The organism is Herbaspirillum lusitanum (assembly GCF_026127345.1).
GTDB lineage: Bacteria > Pseudomonadota > Gammaproteobacteria > Burkholderiales > Burkholderiaceae_D > Herbaspirillum > Herbaspirillum lusitanum.
In genome coordinates this window covers 45,560-63,359 of record NZ_QXFG01000009.1, presented here as the reverse complement: position 1 = coordinate 63,359, position 17,800 = coordinate 45,560, and the positions used below count along the sequence as shown (strand labels likewise).

The following is a 17,800-nucleotide window of genomic DNA, read 5'->3' as shown; positions in this document are numbered from 1 at the left end:
AGGACTTGCGTTTGCGGACCGAGGAATTCCGGGGCTGCGTCGATTATCGACCTATTGCGGGGATGGCAATGTAGGCGCGACCAGATAACGGTTGTGAGGCTTTTCCTACACGCGCGGAAAGCGGTGCAACAAAAAGGCCGAAGCAGCAATGCTTCGGCCTGGTAGGTTGACTTCAAGTCCTGCGTAATGGAAAGTCGCGTGAAGAGTTGGCGTGCCCTACGCGAGGTTATGCCAGCTTATGCCGGCGTCATGCAGTGACCGCCGAGGAAAATTGCCGCTGCCCAAGATAGCGCGCCATCGACAAATCATCCGCAGCAATCGCCGGGCGCTTGCCTGAGATCAGATCGGCCAGCAATTGGCCCGAGCCGCACGACATGGTCCAGCCGAGCGTACCGTGGCCGGTGTTGAGGAACAGGTTGTTCAATGGCGTGGTGCCGACGATTGGAGTACCGTCCGGCGTCATCGGCCGCAGCCCGGTCCAGAAGCTGGCCTGCGCAGTATTGCCGGCGCCCGGGAACAGATCGTTGACGACCAGCTCCAGCGTGGCGCGGCGCTTCGGGTTGAGCTCCTTGTTGAAACCGACCACTTCCGCCATGCCGCCCACGCGGATGCGGTTGTCGAAGCGGGTGACGGCGATCTTGTAGGTTTCGTCGAGGATGGTCGAGACCGGCGCGGCGCGGGAGTCGACCACCGGCACGGTGATCGAATAGCCCTTCAGCGGATACACCGGAATGTCGACGATGCGACGCAGGAAGTTGGCGGAGTACGAACCCAGCGCCACCACGTAAGCATCGCCGCGCACCAGCTCCTTGCCGCACACGACGCCGTCGATGTCGTCGCCGGCCACTGCCAGCGCCTGGATGTCGACGCCGTAGCGGAACTGCACGCCGAGTTCTTCGGCCATCTTCGCCAGCTTGGTGGTGAACAGTTGGCAGTCGCCGGTTTCATCATTGGGCAGGCGCAGGCCGCCGGTCAGCTTGTGGCTTACCTTGGCCAGCGCAGGTTCGGCGCCGGCCAGTTGTTCGCGGCTGAGCAGTTCGAAGGGCACGCCGCTCTGGCGCAGCACGGCGATGTCCTTGGCGGCGCCGTCGAACTGCTCCTGCGTGCGAAACAGCTGCAGCGTGCCTTGCTGACGGCCTTCGTAGTCGATGCCGGTGGCGGCGCGCAATTCGCGGAAGCAATCGCGGCTGTATTCGGCCAGGCGCACCATGCGTTCCTTGTTGACGGCGTAGCGGTCGGCGCTGCAATTGCGCAGCATCTGCCACATCCAGCGCAATTGCTGCAGCGTGCCGTCAGGGCGGATTGCCAGCGGCGCGTGTTCTTCAAACATCCATTTCAGGGCTTTCAGCGGAATGCCGGGCGCGGCCCACGGCGAGGCGTAGCCGGGCGAGATCTGGCCGGCGTTGGCGAAGCTGGTTTCGAGTGCCGGTCCGGGTTGACGGTCGAGCACCGTAACCTGATGGCCGGCCCTGGCAAGATAGTAGGCGCTGGTGACGCCGATGACCCCGCTGCCCAGAATGACGACGCGCATGATGGATTCCCCGAAATGATGATGAGTATGTAGAATATAAAACCATAATATTGGTAATGAGCCAGTCTTTGTTATGGTATTAATGGCTAAAAACGAGAATAAATAATGAGAACTCAGCAACTTTCGGTACGCACCCTGGATAAGCTCGACCGTCGCATCCTGGCGGTCTTGCAAAAGGACGGCCGCATCTCGATGAAAGAGCTGGGAGAGCAGGTCGGGCTGTCGATCACGCCTTGCATCGAGCGCGTCAAGCGCATGGAGCGCGACGGCGTCATCAGCGGCTATTACGCGCGCATCGATCCGGCCACGCTGGGCGCGACCTTGCTGGTGTTCGTCGAGATCACGCTCAACCACAAGTCGGGCAACATGTTCGAGCAGTTCCGCCGCGAGGTGCTGCGCATCCCGGAGGTGCAGGAATGCCATCTGGTCTCGGGCGACTTCGATTACCTGATCAAGGCGCGCATCCGCGGCATGGCGGAATACCGCAAACTGCTCGGCGACATCCTGCTGCAGCTGCCGGGCGCGGCGCAGTCCAAGAGCTATGTGGTGATGGAAGAAATCAAGGAGACGCTGGCCTTGCCGCTGGAGGAGTGAGGGCGGCAAGGAAAATGAGGCAATTTTCCAGCGCAATATTTTTATAAGTCTCCCGACCTCCCGACGGCGTCGTCGTCGCCGTCCGCTTCGCTGTACTCCTCGCTGTACTCTTTTTAATCGGGGCGTACTGTGTACGCCGCTTTGATCCCTTTGCCGTAAACTTCCCATTATCTGAAATTGTATTGGTGGAGCACAAATGGCCAAGGCTGGCAAAGCAAAGATCGAAACCTACAACAATCCTGCAGGCGGGTGGGGTGCGCTGAAATACGTCGCGCTCAACCTGGTCAAGGAGCACGTCGCCGACGGCAAGGGCCTGCGTACCTTGTTGTCGCAAAACCAGCCGGACGGTTTCGATTGCCCCGGCTGCGCCTGGCCCGACCGTGAGCACACTTCCACCTTCGAATTCTGCGAAAACGGCGTCAAGGCGGTGGCGGCCGAAGCCACCAAGAAGCGCGTCACCAACGAGTTCTTTGCGCGCCACACTGTCGCCGAGCTGATGCAGCAGTCGGACTACCAACTTGAGGATCATGGACGCCTGACCGCGCCGATGGTCTACGACGCCGTCAGCGACAAGTACGTGCCGATCGCCTGGCCCCAGGCTTACGAGCTGATCGCCAGACATCTCAATGCGCTGCCGGACCCCGACATGGCCGACTTTTACGTGTCCGGTCGCGCCAGCAACGAGGCCGCTTTCCTGTTTCAATTGTTCGTTCGTCAATACGGCACCAACAATTTTCCCGATTGCTCCAACATGTGCCATGAGCCGACCAGCGTCGGCCTGCCTGGCACCGTCGGCGTCGGCAAGGGGACGGTGCTGCTGGACGACTTCGACCTGTGCGACACCTTGTTCCTGTTCGGCCAGAATCCCGCCACCAATCACCCGCGCATGATGGGCGAGTTGCGCCATGCGTCCAAGCGCGGCGCCACCATCGTGGCCATCAACCCGCTCAAGGAGCGCGGCCTGGAGCGTTTCGCCGATCCGCAAAGCAAGATGGAAATGCTGACCATGGGCAGCACCCAGATCAGCTCGATGTTCATCCATCCGACGCTGGGCGGCGACCTGGCGCTGATCAAGGGCGTCATCAAGCGAACCATCGAACTCGACGACGAGGCCCTGGCGGCAGGCGCCGAGCGCGTGCTGGACGTGCAGTTCATCGCCGAGCATACCTCGGGCTTTGAAGAATTCGCCGCCGATGCGCGCGCCCAGAACTGGGAAGACATCATCGGCGAGTCCGGCGTCTCGCGCGACGACATCGAAAAACTGACCCAGGTCTACGTACGCGGCAAGGCCGTGATCGCCACCTGGGGCATGGGCCTGACCCAGCACAAGCACGCCGTCGGCACCATCCAGCTGTTGTCCAACATGATGATGCTGCGCGGGAACATCGGTCGCCCAGGCGCCGGCCTGTGCCCGGTGCGCGGCCACTCCAACGTGCAGGGCGACCGCACCGTCGGCATCGACGAAAAGCCGACCGATGCCTTCCTCGATCGCCTGGAACAAGTGTTCGAATTCAAGGCGCCGCGCCATCACGGCAACGACACCGTCGGTTCGGTGATGGCGATGCTGGCAGGCCGCACCAAGGTCTTCATCGGCCTCGGCGGCAACTTCGCCATGGCCACGCCGGACACGCCGCGCACGTTTGATGCGATGCGTTCGTGCAACCTGACCGTGCACATCACCACCAAGCTCAACCGCAGCCATCTGGTGCATGGCAAGGATGCGCTGATCCTGCCGACGCTGGGCCGCACCGAGATCGACAAGCAGGTCGGCGGCGCGCAAGGTGTGACTGTCGAAGATTCGATGAGCATGGTGCATGTCTCCTACGGCATCAACAAGCCGGCCTCGGAACTGTGCATGTCGGAAACCGCGATCGTCGCCAACATCGCCGAAGCCACCATGAAGCATCGCAACAACGGCAAGAAGATCGACTGGCTGTGGTACGCAGAAGACTATTCGCGCATCCGCGACGCCATCGAAAAAGTCTACGATTCCTTCAAGGATTACAACCAGCGCATCACCAATCCGGGCGGCTTCCATCTCGGCGTCGCGTCGCGTGAGCGCGTCTGGAAAACCGATACCGGCAAGGCCAATTTCGTGGTGCATGCGATCCCGCTGGATACGCCGATTCATCGCGCGCGCAAGATCCACGGCGACAAGCTGATGACGCTGATGACCACACGTTCGCACGACCAGTACAACACCACCATCTACGGCATGGACGACCGCTATCGCGGCGTGTTCGGCCAGCGCCGCGTGATCTTCATCAACAAGCAGGATCTGGACGTGCTGGGTCTGAAGGACGGCGAGTGGGTCGACGTGGTCAGCGTCTGGGACGACGGCATCGAGCGTCGCGCCGACGGTTTCCTGCTGGTCGAATACGACATCCCGCGCGGTTGCCTGGGCAGCTACTATCCGGAAACCAATCCGCTGGTGCCGCTGGAAAGCTTCGCCGACAAGGCGCGCACGCCGACGTCGAAGTCGATCCCGGTGCTGCTGCATCGCGCCGCCGTGCAGCATGCGAAAGCTGCTTGAACAAGATCATGGACGCCGCGCAAGAGCCATTGGAAGAACAGTTGCCGCCGGAGCTGGTGCGCATCCTGGATGAGTTGTACCAGGAGCATCAGCGCAGCGGCGCGCCGTTGTCGCTGGCGCGCCTGTCCAAGCGCACTGAACTGCGCATGAGCACGTTGAGAAGATTTTTGACGGCGCTGGAAGAGGCGGGGATTGCGACCGTGGTGGTCAATGACGACGGCACCGGCAACGCCATCCTGACGGCGGCCGGCATCCAACTGCACGGTTAGGCGTTCGACCCTAACTTAATTCCGCGACGATCTTGCCGATCGTCTTCAACGCCTTTTCAATCTCGGCCGACCACGTGTAACTGTAGTTGAGCCGGATGAAATTGCTGTACCGATTGGTCGCGGCAAAGATGCGTCCCGGTGCGATCGTGATGCCCAGCACCAGGCAGCGCCGGTACAACTCCATTGCCTCCACGCGCGGCGGTAGCTCTATCCACAGGATGTAGCCGCCGGCCGGTTCCGACACGCGCGTCCCCTCCGGAAAGAAACGCAACACGAAATGCCGCATCAGGTCGCGCTGCTGCAACAGGCCGCGGCGCACCCGGCGCAAGTGACGTTCATAGCCGCCCTGGGTCAGGTATTCGGCGATCGCGCGTTGCGGAATGGTGGGCGTGGCCAGCGTGTTGAGGAACTTGAGTTTCTCGACCTGGTTGCGGTAGCGCCCCGGGATCGCCCAGCCGACCCGGTAAGCCGAGCTCAGGCTCTTGGAGAACGACGAGCAATGCAGCACCAGGCCGTCGCGATCGTAGGTCTTGAGCGAAGTCGGATGCGCGGCGCCGTAGAACAGTTCGCTGTAGACCGCGTCCTCGATCAGCGGCATGTTGTGCTGATGCGCGAGCTTGACCAGGCGCTTCTTGTGCGCGTCCGGCATCATCGAGCCGAGCGGATTCTGGAAATTCGGCATCACCATGCAGGCCGAGATCTTTTGCGTCTTGAGCAATTCTTCGAGGGCGTCGAGGTCGATGCCGGTCAGCGGATCGGTCGGGATCTCGACGGCGCGCATGCCCATGCGTTCGATCGCGTGCAGCATCGCGTAGAAAGTCGGGGTTTCCACCGCGATGGTGTCGCCCGGTTGCGCCACGGCCTGCAGGCAGAGGTTGATGGCTTCGGTGGCGCCGACGGTGATGATGATGTCTTCCGGATCGACCGCCAGGCCGGTTTCCAGATAGCGCCGCGCGATCTGGCGCAACAGGTCGGGATGGCCCGGCGGCAGGTCGGTGAAGACGCTGAAGCTGTCGCTGTTGCGCGTGATGCGGCTGGCGTACTGGCCGATGCGCTGCGACGGGAACAGCGCCGGATTCGGATAGGGTGAGCCGAGCGGAATGGTGCCGTCCTGCTGGATGGTCCTGAGCGTGGCCAGCACCAGCCGGCTGACGTCCACTTCATGCGGCTGCTGGGTGGCGGGATGCGAAGGCGGCAGCAGAGTCATGGCGGCCGGCACGCTGGCCGGCGTCGCGGTCTTGCGCACGAAGTAGCCGGATTGCGGATGGCTTTCAATGATGCCGCGGCTTTCCAGCAGTTCGTAGGCGCGCACCACGGTGGTGACGCTGAGGTTGTGTTGTTGGCTGGCTGCCCGCACCGAGGTCACTCGCTCGCCTGGTTGCAAGACGCCGGCGCGGATCGACGCCGCCAGTTCATCGGCGAATTTCTTGTAGAGCGGGAGCTGGGGCGTCGTGGGTGTGCGCGGCATGCTTTTTTATATTGTGCTGTTATGCTTCTTGGGACGCATTCTACAGAAAGGCGCAGCACATGATCACTGTCCACCATTTGAATAACTCCCGCTCGCAGCGCGTACTCTGGCTGCTGGAAGAGCTGGGACTGGAGTACGACATCAAGTTTTACCAGCGCGATCCCAAGACCATGCTGGCGCCCAGGGAGCTGATGCAGGTGCATCCGCTGGGCAAGTCGCCGGTAATCACCGATGGCGACCTGACCATCGCCGAGTCCGGCGCCATCGTTGAATACCTGGTCGAGCGCTACGGCAACGGCCGGTTCATCCCTGCGGCCGGCACCCCGGATCGCCTGCGCTATCGCTACTGGCTGCACTATGCCGAAGGCTCGGCGATGCCCTTGCTGCTGCTCAAGCTGATCTTCAGCCGCTTGCCGAAATCGGTGCCGGCGCTGATCCGGCCGGTGGCGCACCTGATCTGCGGCGGCATGCTGGCTCGCATGGTTGATCCGCAACTCAAGCGACATTTGCATTATCTGGAAGGAGAGCTGGCCCGCGGCGGCTGGTTTGCCGGCGACAGCTTTTCGGCGGCGGACATCCAGATGAGTTTCCCGGTGGAAGGCGCGCGTTCGCGCGGCGGACTGGATGCGCAATACCCGAACCTGCTCAAATACCTGGAAGCGATTCACGCGCGGCCGGCTTACCAGCGGGCCTTGCAGCGTGGCGGGCCGTACGATCTGTTGCGCTGAGCCTGCGCAGGATAGCTTTGCCTTGAAAACGCCGCAGCGGTCCTGCGGCGTTTTTCATTGGATGGCTGTTTTGTATCTGCATACAGCCGCATGTATCGCAAAGTAAATCCTTGATCCGACACTGTATTTTTCTCCATAGTCACAGTTATAATTGAGAATTATTACTATTTAGGCGGTTCCGGCCGCCAGCGACACATCATGAAGCAAGCCACCGTTGCCGGGAAATTGCCTGACCAGAAGCGCCGCTCGTTCTGGCTCAGGCACCTGCATCAATGGCACTGGATCAGTTCGGCGATTTGTCTCATTGCCATGTTGCTGTTCGCCGCCACCGGCATCACGCTGAACCATTCGGCGCAGATCGAGGCGCACCCGCAGGTTTCCGGCAAGCAGGCACAGCTGCCGCGCGATTTGCTGGCGCAACTGGGCGCACAGGAGCACAAGGACAAGGACGTCGTGCCGGCGCCGCTGGCACGCTGGCTGGACAAGCAGTTCGGCATTGACGTCGGCCCGCAACCGGGCGAATGGTCACCCGAGGAACTGTACGTCTCGCTGCCGCGTCCGGGCGGCGATGCGTGGCTGCGTGTGGATCTCGGCAACGGCAAGGTCGAATACGAGAAGACCGATCGCGGCTGGGTGTCGTACTTCAACGATTTGCACAAGGGCCGCAACACCGGCGCGGCCTGGAGCTGGTTCATCGACATCTTCGCTGTCGCCTGCCTGGTGTTTTGCATCACGGGCTTGTTCCTGCTGCAACTGCATGCCGGCAATCGCCCGGTCACCTGGCCGCTGGTCGGCTTGGGGCTGGTAGTGCCGCTGGTGCTGGCGATCATTTTCATCCACTGATTTTTTCAACAATTTTTATCCACGAATGAGGTTGAGTCATATGCGCGTGCTGCTTCCTGGTCTCTTGCCGACGGCATTGTCGGCTGCCCTGACGGGCTTGGTGTGGTCGCCGGCGGTTGCGGCCGACCTGAATGTCAAAGTCGAAATCCCGCGACTGAATGTGGCCGAGTATCACCGTCCCTACGTCGCGGTCTGGCTGGAGCGTCCCGACCAGAGCGTCGCGGCGACGCTGGCCGTGTGGTACGACGTCAAGAAAAAGGACAAGGAAGGCGAGAAGTGGCTCAAGGACCTTCGCCAGTGGTGGCGTCGCACCGGCCGCGAAGTCCACATGCCGGTCGATGGCGTCAGCGGCGCCACGCGTCCTGCCGGCGACCAGCAACTGACCTTGAGCGGCGACAAGGGGCCGCTGGCCCAACTGCCCGCCGGCGACTACATCCTGATGGTCGAAGCGGCACGTGAAGTCGGCGGCCGCGAAGTGGTCAAGGTGCCGCTCCAATGGCCGCCGAAATCCGCGCAAACCGCCAAGGGCAAAGGCGAATCCGAACTCGGCGCAATCACGCTCGATTACAAACCATAAGACCAGGGACGACATGAAACTCTCATTCAAGATTGCTGCCGTAGCCATGACTTTGGCAGTTGGTTTGCCGTTGTCCGCCAACGCGCACCGCACCTGGCTGCTGCCGTCGTCGACGGTCCTGTCGGGTAGCGATCCCTGGGTCAGCGTCGACGCCGCGGTGTCCAACGATCTGTTTTTCTTTGAAAGCTTTGCGCTGAAACTCGACGGCCTGCAAGTGACCGCGCCCGACGGCACGTTCGTCAAACCGGAGAATGCCAGCACCGGCAAACTGCGCACCAGCTTCGACGTCCACCTGACGCAAAGCGGCACTTACAAAATCGCCGTGTTGAGCAATGGATTGTTCGGTACCTACAAGGACACCGCCGGCCAGACCAAACGCTGGCGCGGCACCGTCGAGACGCTGGCCAAGGACGTTCCGGCTGACGCCAAGGAACTGCAAGTGACACAAATGCAAGGCCGCATTGAAACCTTCGTCACCGCCGGCAAGCCATCCAAAAAAGTGCTGGAACTCAGCGGCACGGGACTGGAGTTGCAGGCGATCACGCATCCGACCGACCTGATCGCCGGCGAGGCTGCCAGCTTCCGCATGATGCTCGACGGCAGGCCGGCGGCCAACCTCAAGGTGACGGTGGTGCCGGGCGGCACGCGCTATCGCGACAAGTTGAATGAGCTGACGCTGACCACCGACGCCGACGGCAAATTCAGCGTGACCTGGGCGACGGCCGGCATGTATTGGCTGGAAGCCACGGTCAAGGACAACAAGCCCAACCTCAAACCGGCCACGGATCGCCGCGCCAATTACACCGCGACGTTGGAAGTGCTGGCGCCCTGAGTTGCACGCGAGCGTTCGCCGTACCGGCGGCGAACGCTGTTTTACCGGCCGTCGCAGCGTGGTTGCATAGCTGAGGCGGCTTTCTCTTTCTGGAACCGAATTTTTCATTCTTCATGAACCGCGTCTTTATCCCGTTAAGCCTGTCTCAGCCCGATCCGGTTCCCGCCGATGCGCCGACCGAGAGCCTCGGTGGACAGACCATGGGCACGTCCTGGTCGGTCAAGCTGATCCGTCCTCCGCACCTTGCCCTGGAGATGATCCGCGACGGTATTCAGCAACAGCTTGATCTGGTGATTGCGCAGATGAGTACCTGGAGCGCGAGCTCGGACCTGAGCCGGTACAACCAGTCCGAAGCCGGCAGCTGGCAAGCATTGCCGGTGCCGCCGGTGCATTTCCTGCGTGTGCTGGATTGCGCACTCGATGTGGCCGAACGCAGCGGCGGCGCCTACGATCCCAGCATCGGGCCGCTGGTCAACTTGTGGGGATTCGGTCCGGATCCCGTCCGGTCGGAAGCGCCCGATGCGGCTGCGCTGGCGCAGGCGCAGGCACGTTGCGGCTGGCAGCGTGTGCGCATTGACCGGGCGTGCAATGCCTTGCTGCAGCCGGGCGGCTTGTACCTGGATTTTTCTTCGATTGCCAAAGGCTACGCGGTCGATCTGGTAGCCGAGCATTTGCGCGGCATCGGCGTATCCAGTCACCTGGTTGAAGTCGGCGGCGAGTTGCGCGGCCACGGCGTCAAGGCCGACGGCCAGCCGTGGTGGGTCGGCCTGGAGCAGCCGCCTGCGCCGACCGGCAGCGAGCCTGGAATGCAGAGCGTCGTTGCCTTGCACGACCTGGCGTTGGCGACCTCGGGCGACTACCGGCGTTATTTTGAACATGCAGGTACGCGCTATTCCCACACCATCGATCCGCGCACGGCCCAGCCGATTGCACACGCACTGGCTTCGGTGACGGTGCTGCACGCCGATTGCATGACCGCCGACGCCTGGGCCACCGCGCTCATGGTGCTCGGTGATGAAGACGGCCTGGCGCTTGCGCTGGAGGTCGGCCTGGCGGCGCTGTTCGTGCGCCGCGACGGCGCCGGTTTCCGCGAAAGCATGACGCCGGCGATGCAGGCGATGCTGTCATGAGTCAGCGCGCGATCGCCGATTTTTTTCCGCGGCCGGGTTTGCTCGGCCTGGCTTGCGCGGTCGGCGCGACGGTTGCGGCGGCGCAAATGCAGTTGCTTGAAGGCGGGGCCGGACGCGTGTTTGCCGCGGCGCTGGTGCTGCTGTTTTACTGCGTATTCTGTTTTGTCGTCTTCGCCGGGCATCGCCGCAAGCAGCAAGCCCTTGCACGCTGGGATGCCGATGGTGCAGCTGCGGACGAGGACACCACCGTGGTGGCGTTTGCCAGTCAGACCGGATTTGCGGAACAGCTGGCGCTGCAGACTGCACAGTCGCTGCAGGCCGCGGGCGTGGCGGTGCGCCTGTGCGAACTGGGCCGGCTGGATCTGGCGCAGTTGCAGTCGACGCAGCGCATTCTGTTCGTGGTCAGCACTACGGGTGAGGGCGATGCGCCCGATAGCGCCGCCGGTTTTGCGCGCAAGGTAATGGGACGGCCGGGACGCTTCGAACGTTTGCGCTACGGCGTGCTGGCGCTGGGCGACCGCAGCTATGGCCGCTACTGCGCGTTCGGCCATGCGCTTGATGTCTGGCTGCATGGCCATGGCGCACAAAGTTTGTTCGATACGATCGAAGTCGACGCCGGCGACAACGGCGCCTTGCGCCACTGGCAGCATCACCTCGGTGTATTGAGCGGCCATACCGGGATGGCCGACTGGAGCGCACCGGTGTATGAACGCTGGTTGCTGACCCAGCGTCGCCTGCTCAATCCGGGCAGCCTTGGTGCGCCGGCTTTCCATCTTGCTCTGAGACCTGCGGACGCCGGGCAAGGCATGTCGTGGCAAGCCGGCGATATCGCCGAGATCGGCCCGCGCAATGCGCCTGGGAAAGTCGCTGCGCTGCTCGATGCATTGCAGATGGACGGACTTCAGGCCGTACGCGACGAGACGCGCCAGACTTCCCTGAACGAATTGCTGTCGCGCCGTTTGCTGCCCGACGACCTGCAAGCCTTGACGGCATTGGGCGCACTGACGCCGCAAACACTGGTCGGGCAATTGCGTCCCTTGCCGCATCGGGAATATTCCATTGCCTCGCTGCCGCAGGACGGCCAACTGGAATTGCTGGTGCGCCAGACCGTGCTAACCGATGGTAGCCTCGGCCTTGGTTCCGGCTGGTTGACGGCGCATCTGGCCGAAGGCGGCGAAATCGATCTGCGCGTGCGGGAAAATCGCAGTTTCCATCCTCCTGCGTCCGACGTGCCGCTGATCCTGATCGGCAACGGCACCGGCCTGGCCGGTTTGCGCGCGCACATGAGGGCGCGCATCGCCGCCGGCCGGCATCGCAACTGGCTGTTGTTCGGCGAGCGATCGGCGCAGCGGGATTTCTTCCATCGCGAAGAAGTCGAACGCTGGCTGGCGCAAGGCAAACTGCAGCGACTCGACCTGGCGTTCTCACGCGACCAGGCCGAACGCATCTATGTACAGGACAAGCTGCGCGAGTCCCGGGACGAGCTGCTGCGCTGGGTTGACGACGGTGCAGCGATCTATGTCTGCGGCAGCCTGGAAGGCATGGCAGCGGGCGTGGCGCAGGTCCTGCTCGACACATTCGGAGAAGAAACACTGGAGGCCATGGCCGCGCACGGCCGCTATCGCCGTGACGTCTATTGAGGTCGAGGCACACGCAGCCGGATGTTGCGCGGGTGTACTTTTCGCCCGCGGCAGGCGAGAATGGGCGCATAGCGACTTCAAGAGATGGAAAAATGAGTTTTTTCGCCAGTTTTTTATTGATCCTCTTGCTCGTGGTCATCAGCGCATTCTTGTCCTGCGCCGAAATTTCCCTGGCGGCGTCGCGCAAGATCCGGCTCGAAATGCTGGCCAAGGAAGGCGACGCCAACGCTTTGCGGGTACTGGCTTTGCAGGCACAGCCGGGCAATTTTTTCACGGTAGTGCAAATCGGCCTGAATGCGGTCGCCATCCTCGGCGGCGTGATCGGCGAGCCGGCACTGACGCCGCATATGGCCGGCCTGGTCGGCAACTTCTACCAGGGACCGATGCTGGAAACCGTCAGCTTCTCGATTTCCTTCCTGCTGGTCACCTCGTTCTTCATCCTGTTCGCCGACCTGATGCCCAAGCGCCTGGCAATGCTGGCGCCGGAGCGCGCGGCGATTGTGCTGGTCACCCCGATGCTGATGCTGGAGCGTTTGTTCAAGCCGCTGATCTGGTTCTTCAACGGCTTGTCGAAAATGTTCTTCACCCTGTTCGGCCTGCCGCAGGTGCGCCATGACGTGATCACGCCCAATGAAATCCACGCCATCGTCGACGCCGGCGCACAAGCCGGCGCGCTGCTGCGCCAGGAACATCACCTGATCGAAAACGTGTTCGAGCTCGAAAGCCGCTACGTGCCCTCGGCCATGACCCAGCGCGAGAGCATCGTCTACTTCCTGATCACCGACACCGAGGAAATGCTGCGCCAGAAAATCATCGACCATCCGCATTCGCGTTTCCTGGTCTGTGAAAACAACATCGACGACGTGCTCGGCTACATCGACAGCAAGGACGTGCTCAAGCGCCTGCTCAAGGGCGAGCAGTTTTCGTTGCAGGACAAGGGGCTGATCCACGTGCCGCTGTCGATCCCCGACAGCCTCAACCTGTGGGAAGTACTGGAGCGCATGAAGGCGGTCGATGAAGACCTCGCAATCGTGGTCAACGAATACGCACTGGTGGTCGGCATCATCAGCATCACCGACGTCACCAGCGTGCTGATGGGCAATCTGCTGAACCTGTCCTCGGAAGAACAGCAGATCGTCAAGCGCGACGAGAATTCCTGGCTCATGGACGGCCTTACGCCGCTGGCCGAAGTCATGAACGCGCTCGACATCGACGATTATCCGAATCCGATGGGATACGAAACGCTGGCCGGCTTCATCATGTACATGCTGCGAAAGATCCCCAAGAAAACCGATTTCGCGCTGTTCTCCGAATACAAGTTTGAAGTAGTCGACATCGAAGGCAACCGCATCAACCAGCTGCTGGTGACGCGCTACAAGGCGGACAAAAGCGACAAGCCCGAACAAGAAAAAGTCTGATCGGACCGGCCGGGTTTCATTCACAGGGGAGGGGTTTCTCGCATTGAAGGAGCCTCATGCAGCACGTTACATCCATCTTTGGCGCGCATTTGCGTCGTCTTTGTTTTTTCCTTCTGTTTCTCTGTTCCCTGCAGGCCGGCGCGGCAGCTGAACGTGCGCCGGTCATGCTGGCCAACATCTACCGTCCGGGCATCGCGCTCGATGACTATTGGGTCAGCGAAAAATATGACGGTGTGCGCGCCTTGTGGGACGGCCGCCGCCTGCTCACACGCGGTGGCGAAACGATCCACGCGCCGGCCTGGTTCCTCGCGGGTTGGCCGGCCATGGCGCTGGATGGGGAGTTGTGGGCAGGACGCGGCGGCTTCCAGCAAGCAGTGTCGACAGTGCGCCAGCAGACGCCCGACGACAAGGCCTGGAGCAAGATGCGTTTCATGGTGTTTGACATGCCCGGCCAGGCGGGGGATTTCACAGTACGCCTGCGCGCGACGCGCAGCACCGTCCAAAAGATGAACCTGCCCTGGGTGCAAGCGGTGGAGCAACGCAAGGTCGCCGATCATGCCGCCTTGCAGGTGCTGCTGGATCGCACCGTTGCGCAAGGCGGCGAAGGTCTGATGCTGCATCGCGGCTCGTCGCTGTACCGCGCCGAGCGCAACGACGACCTGCTCAAATTCAAACCGTATGAAGATACCGAAGCCCGCGTGACCGGACATCTTCCCGGCAAGGGAAAGTACGCCGGCATGCTCGGCGCCTTGCAGGTGGAGACGCCGGAAGGCGTCCGCTTCAAACTCGGCAGCGGCCTGAGCGATGCCCAGCGTCGCGATCCGCCGCCCATCGGCGCGCTGGTGACGTACCGCTATCGCGGCTTCAACGATAGCGGCATTCCGCGCTTTGCCGTGTTCATGCGCGTGCGGGAAGAGTGATTAACTGCGGTGATCAGCTGCGCAGGCCGGACGCATGGTTGCGTTCGGAAATCTGCGTATTGAGCGTCCAGAAGTCGTACAGCACGCCGATCAGGAACAGGCCGCCGGTGCACAGGTAGATGATGCCGCTGACCCATTTCCCCATGTACATGCGATGCACGCCGAAGAAGCCGAGGAAGGTCAGCAGCAGCCATGCCACCGAGTAATTGATGGCGCCGCCGCTGAAGCGCTGGTCGGCCTCCCTGTCCATGGCGGGGATCAGGAACAGGTCGATGATCCAGCCGATGCCCAGCAGGCCCAGCGTGAAGAACCAGATGGTGCCGGTCAGCGGTTTGCCATAGTAGAACCGATGGGCGCCGGTGAAACCGAAAATCCACAGCAGGTAACCGATGGTCTTGCTGTGGGTGTCGTGGACGGGAATGCCGGAACCGGCTTGGGGGACCGCGTTTGTGTTCATGCTCATGCAGTTTCCTCTCGTTGAAATTATCCGGCGGCAAGCGAATGGTGCGCGAATGGCTTACCCCTTGCCGTCATTGTGTTGACGAGTGGGAAACCGGATTAGTTCCTGAGCAGGCGCCGCCCGGAGCAAGCCCGGGACGGCGCCGTCCTCGTCAGGATTGCAGGCGATTGGCGGCGCTGAGGACCGCAAGGATCGACGCCGTCACGATGTTGACGTGGCGCGCCGCGCCGAAGCGCGTGCCGGCCACGCCCGGCGACGCAGCCTCGACGATGGCCCATGCCTGGGCCTGGGCGCCGCTGCCGATGCTGCGCTCTTCATAGCTGTCGATGCGCAAGCCTTCCAGTCCCGTCAGCCGGCTGCGCAAGGCGTCCACCGTGGCGGCGATGGGGCCGTTGCCGCTGCCGTTCAACCGGATCGCGACACCGCTGACAGTCAGTTCAAGCGCGATATCCTGGGCCGCGCCCGGGTTGCTCAGTTGATGACTGAGGTAGCGCACGCGGCCGTCTTGCCGGGGCGAGGCGAGATAGGTCCGCTCGAACAGTTCCCACAAGGCGGCGCTGCTGATTTCGGTTTCGCTGGCGTCGGCGTGCTTTTGCACGATGGCGCTGAACTCCACCTGCATGCGGCGCGGCATGACGATGCCGTGATCGCGTTCAAGCAGGAAGGCGATGCCGCCTTTGCCCGACTGGCTGTTGACGCGCACGATGCTGTCGTAGGTGCGGCCGATGTCCTGCGGGTCGATCGGCAGATAAGGAACGCGCCACAAACCGTCCGGTTTCTGCGCCGCGAAGCCTTTCCTGATGGCGTCCTGGTGCGAGCCGGAGAACGCCGTGAACACCAGATCGCCGACGTAGGGATGGCGCGGGTGGATGGGCAGGGCGGTGCAGTTTTCAGCCACGCGCGCAACCGCGGCGATGTCGGAGAAATCGAGCTGCGGATCGATGCCGTTGGTGTACAGGTTCAACGCCAGCGTCACCACGTCGAGATTGCCGCTGCGCTCGCCGTTGCCGAACAGGCAGCCTTCGACGCGTTGCGCGCCGGCCAGCAGCGCCTGTTCCGCGCAAGCCACGCCGGTGCCGCGATCGTTGTGCGGATGCACCGACAACACGACATGCTCGCGGCGCGGCAAGCGGCGATGCATCCACTCGATCTGGTCGGCGAAGACGTTGGGCGTGCTGACTTCCACCGTGGTCGGCAGGTTGATGATGATGGACCGGCCCGGTCCGGCGTCCCAGGTTTCGATGGCGACGCGGCAGGCTTGCAGCGAGACCTCGAGCTCGGCCATGCAAAAAGTCTCGGGCGAGTATTGCAAGATCCATTCGGTTTCCGGATGTTGCGCGGTCAGGTCCTTGAGCAGGCGCACGTTGCGCTCGATCAGTTGCATCACCTGCGGCACGCTGAGGCCGAACACCACTTCACGCCACAGCGGCGCCACCGCGTTGTAGAAATGCACGATGGCGCGCGGCGCCCCTTGCAGCGATTCGACGGTGCGCACGATCTGCTCTCCACGCAATTGCGTCATGACCATGGGCGTGACGTCGGCGGGAATATGTTTGTCGGTGATCAGCGTGCGCACGACGTCGAAATCGGTTTGCGAACCGGCGGGGAAGCCGACTTCGATTTCCTTGAAGCCGAGCCTGACGAGTTCATGGAACAAGGTCAGTTTGCGTTCGGCGTTCATCGGTTCGAACAAGGCCTGGTTGCCGTCGCGCAGATCGGTCGAAAGCCAGATCGGCGCTTTCCCGATGGTGCGTGACGGCCATTGGCGATCGGGCAGGTCGACGGTCGGAGGGTGAGGGTATTTGGTGCGGGAATGAGCAATCATGATGTCAGTCTGCGAAAATGAAGGTCGGAATGATGCGGGCTGAATCAGCGCTGAATCAGCGAAACCCCACGCGTGCGCCGAACAAGGGCCGTTGCACGATCTGCGTCAGCAGCACCCCGGCCAGGCTGACACCCCCGCCGATGAGGTGATAGGCATGCATGCTTTCATTGAGCCAGAGGATGGCGAACAGCGCCGTCAGCACCGGCAGCAGGTTGATGAAAATGCTGCAGCGATTCGGGCCGAGTTTCTTGACACCTTCGATCCACAGGAAGGACAACAGGATCGACGAGCCGATACCGGAATAGGCGATCAGCGGCAGCGTACGTGCATCCAGCGCCGCCGTACCGGCCGGCAGGAGCAGGAACTGCGGCAACATCAGCACGAGCGCCGCGACGGCTTGCACGTACACTGCCTGCCAGACCGGTACATTCATTTTCCAGCGACGCAGCAGCACGCCGTACAACGCATAAGAGAACGCCGCCAGCAACATCAGCGCATCGCCCAGGTGCACACCTTCACGCATCGCCGCGCCAAGGTCGCCGTGTCCGACCAGATACAGCAAACCTGTGAACGACAGCAGGCCGCCCACGGCCATGCCGACCGTGATCGCTTCGCCCAGCACGATGACGCTCAGCAGCGCCGTCAGCAGCGGAATCAGTGCAGTGACGATGGCCATGTTGGTGGCGGTGGTGCTCTCGGCTGCGCGGTAGGACAGGCTCTGAAACAGCGCCATCGCCAGCAGCCCGGACAATCCCAGTTGCCACCAGTGGCGCCGGATCTGGGCGCGATTGCGCCACAGCGGACGCAGCATGAACGGACTCATGAGCAGCAGCACCAGGATCAGGCGATAGAAGGTGATGGCGGTCGGCGAGATGGCCGAGGCCGCCATTTTCGAAACGATGACGTTGCCGGCCCACAGCACGATGGCGAGGAACGGATAAAGGTAAGAGCGCAATGGCATGGCGGTTTGGGTCGTGTGGATGAGGAATTGCCCCCATCTTGCTGCGGATCGCCAAGTCCGTCGCGTGCTAA

Annotated in this window: 16 protein-coding genes; 11 read left to right on the top strand and 5 right to left on the bottom strand. The window is 62.3% G+C overall.

The features are described from left to right. Positions 1-247: 247 nt before the first annotated feature. Complete coding sequence (locus DXT88_RS13885; protein WP_265214281.1) at positions 248-1,531, bottom strand: D-amino acid dehydrogenase; 1,284 nt, start codon at positions 1,529-1,531, stop codon at positions 248-250. Positions 1,532-1,636: 105 nt separating this feature from the next. Here DXT88_RS13885 and DXT88_RS13880 point away from each other — a divergent pair, with 105 nt between their 5' ends. The 3 genes from DXT88_RS13880 to DXT88_RS13870 all read left to right on the top strand — a co-directional run bounded on the left by DXT88_RS13880 (position 1,637) and on the right by DXT88_RS13870 (position 4,927). Beyond that, positions 1,637-2,125, top strand: coding sequence for an Lrp/AsnC ligand binding domain-containing protein (locus tag DXT88_RS13880; protein ID WP_016832249.1), 489 nt, complete (start codon positions 1,637-1,639; stop codon positions 2,123-2,125). Between the two features lie 196 nt (positions 2,126-2,321). Next, positions 2,322-4,658, top strand: coding sequence for an FdhF/YdeP family oxidoreductase (locus DXT88_RS13875; RefSeq protein WP_265214280.1), 2,337 nt, complete (start codon positions 2,322-2,324; stop codon positions 4,656-4,658). Beyond that, positions 4,655-4,927 carry a helix-turn-helix domain-containing protein gene (locus DXT88_RS13870; RefSeq protein ID WP_265214279.1) on the top strand — a complete coding sequence of 91 codons (273 nt, stop codon included), beginning with the start codon at positions 4,655-4,657 and terminating at the stop codon, positions 4,925-4,927. The genes DXT88_RS13875 and DXT88_RS13870 overlap by 4 nt, the downstream gene beginning before the upstream one ends. Positions 4,928-4,937: 10 nt before the next feature. On the opposite strand, the gene DXT88_RS13865 is transcribed toward DXT88_RS13870, so the two are convergent. Next, positions 4,938-6,395 (bottom strand): aminotransferase-like domain-containing protein, encoded by a 1,458-nt coding sequence (locus DXT88_RS13865; protein WP_265214278.1) that lies wholly within the window; start codon positions 6,393-6,395, stop codon positions 4,938-4,940. Positions 6,396-6,454: 59 nt separating this feature from the next. Between DXT88_RS13865 and DXT88_RS13860 the strand changes: the two genes are divergently transcribed. The 8 genes from DXT88_RS13860 to DXT88_RS13825 all read left to right on the top strand — a co-directional run bounded on the left by DXT88_RS13860 (position 6,455) and on the right by DXT88_RS13825 (position 14,483). After that, complete coding sequence (locus DXT88_RS13860) at positions 6,455-7,123, top strand: glutathione S-transferase (RefSeq protein ID WP_265214276.1); 669 nt, start codon at positions 6,455-6,457, stop codon at positions 7,121-7,123. A gap of 198 nt (positions 7,124-7,321) precedes the next feature. Continuing rightward, positions 7,322-7,966, top strand: coding sequence for a PepSY-associated TM helix domain-containing protein (locus tag DXT88_RS13855; RefSeq protein ID WP_265214275.1), 645 nt, complete (start codon positions 7,322-7,324; stop codon positions 7,964-7,966). A 40-nt stretch (positions 7,967-8,006) separates the two neighbouring features. Next, complete coding sequence (locus DXT88_RS13850) at positions 8,007-8,543, top strand: DUF2271 domain-containing protein (RefSeq protein WP_265214273.1); 537 nt, start codon at positions 8,007-8,009, stop codon at positions 8,541-8,543. Positions 8,544-8,556: 13 nt separating this feature from the next. Beyond that, complete coding sequence (locus DXT88_RS13845; protein WP_265214272.1) at positions 8,557-9,375, top strand: DUF4198 domain-containing protein; 819 nt, start codon at positions 8,557-8,559, stop codon at positions 9,373-9,375. Positions 9,376-9,488: 113 nt separating this feature from the next. After that, a complete protein-coding gene (locus DXT88_RS13840) occupies positions 9,489-10,505 on the top strand; it encodes an FAD:protein FMN transferase (RefSeq protein ID WP_265214270.1) in 1,017 nt (338 codons plus the stop codon). Then, positions 10,502-12,145: a sulfite reductase subunit alpha gene (locus DXT88_RS13835; RefSeq protein ID WP_265214268.1), complete on the top strand. Its 1,644-nt coding sequence runs from the start codon at positions 10,502-10,504 to the stop codon at positions 12,143-12,145. The genes DXT88_RS13840 and DXT88_RS13835 overlap by 4 nt, the downstream gene beginning before the upstream one ends. A gap of 92 nt (positions 12,146-12,237) precedes the next feature. Further along, positions 12,238-13,563: a hemolysin family protein gene (locus tag DXT88_RS13830; RefSeq protein WP_016832269.1), complete on the top strand. Its 1,326-nt coding sequence runs from the start codon at positions 12,238-12,240 to the stop codon at positions 13,561-13,563. A gap of 56 nt (positions 13,564-13,619) precedes the next feature. Then, a complete protein-coding gene (locus DXT88_RS13825; RefSeq protein WP_265214265.1) occupies positions 13,620-14,483 on the top strand; it encodes a DNA ligase in 864 nt (287 codons plus the stop codon). Between the two features lie 13 nt (positions 14,484-14,496). Here DXT88_RS13825 and DXT88_RS13820 read toward each other — a convergent pair whose 3' ends face one another. The 3 genes from DXT88_RS13820 to DXT88_RS13810 form a co-directional block, all read right to left on the bottom strand. Beyond that, positions 14,497-14,946: an NINE protein gene (locus DXT88_RS13820; RefSeq protein WP_265214263.1), complete on the bottom strand. Its 450-nt coding sequence runs from the start codon at positions 14,944-14,946 to the stop codon at positions 14,497-14,499. Positions 14,947-15,094: 148 nt separating this feature from the next. Continuing rightward, positions 15,095-16,768 carry a 2-isopropylmalate synthase gene (locus tag DXT88_RS13815; protein WP_265214262.1) on the bottom strand — a complete coding sequence of 558 codons (1,674 nt, stop codon included), beginning with the start codon at positions 16,766-16,768 and terminating at the stop codon, positions 15,095-15,097. 55 nt (positions 16,769-16,823) lie between these two features. Further along, complete coding sequence (locus DXT88_RS13810; protein WP_016832273.1) at positions 16,824-17,729, bottom strand: DMT family transporter; 906 nt, start codon at positions 17,727-17,729, stop codon at positions 16,824-16,826. Between the last annotated feature and the right edge of the window lie 71 nt (positions 17,730-17,800).